This window comes from Streptomyces johnsoniae, from assembly GCF_031845565.1.
GTDB lineage: Bacteria > Actinomycetota > Actinomycetes > Streptomycetales > Streptomycetaceae > Streptomyces > Streptomyces johnsoniae.
The window spans coordinates 1-444 of the sequence record NZ_JAVREV010000079.1; the positions used below are offsets into that span (position 1 = coordinate 1).

A 444-nucleotide genomic window follows, 5' to 3' on the forward strand; every position below is an offset into this window, starting at 1 on the left:
TTTCTTGCGTAGCTGGCGAGCGCGTTTGAGGTCCGACTGGGCGCTGCCGGGCGAGGTACGGCGGGGTGCCTGCAACGCCTGGCCGAGTTCCTGCGCCACCTGCTTCCGGCCCATGTTGTTGCTGTGCAACGCCAGGACGTAGTCGTCGAGACCGAGATCGCCGAGGCGGTTGCGGACCACATCGAGTGCTGCCGCCTTCTCGCTGACGAACAGCACGGTACGGCCCTGTTCCAGCAGGCCCGCGATCATGTTGGTGATCGTCTGGCTCTTGCCGGTGCCGGGCGGTCCGTCCATCACGAAGCTGCGGCCTTCGAGCGCGGCGGCGATGCACTGCCGTTGAGAGGAGTCCGCGTCGAGCACCAGAGGGGCTTTCTCGGGCGGCTGGACCTCGTCGATGCGATCCGTGTCGACGGGGTCGAAGGCAAAGGTTCCGGACGCTATGCC

1 protein-coding gene is annotated in these 444 nt (G+C 66.7%); it reads right to left on the bottom strand.

Going from position 1 to position 444, the window contains the following annotated elements:
• The coding region (locus RM779_RS33350) for an AAA domain-containing protein (RefSeq protein WP_311621544.1) at window positions 1-444 on the bottom strand (444 nt) is incomplete at both ends.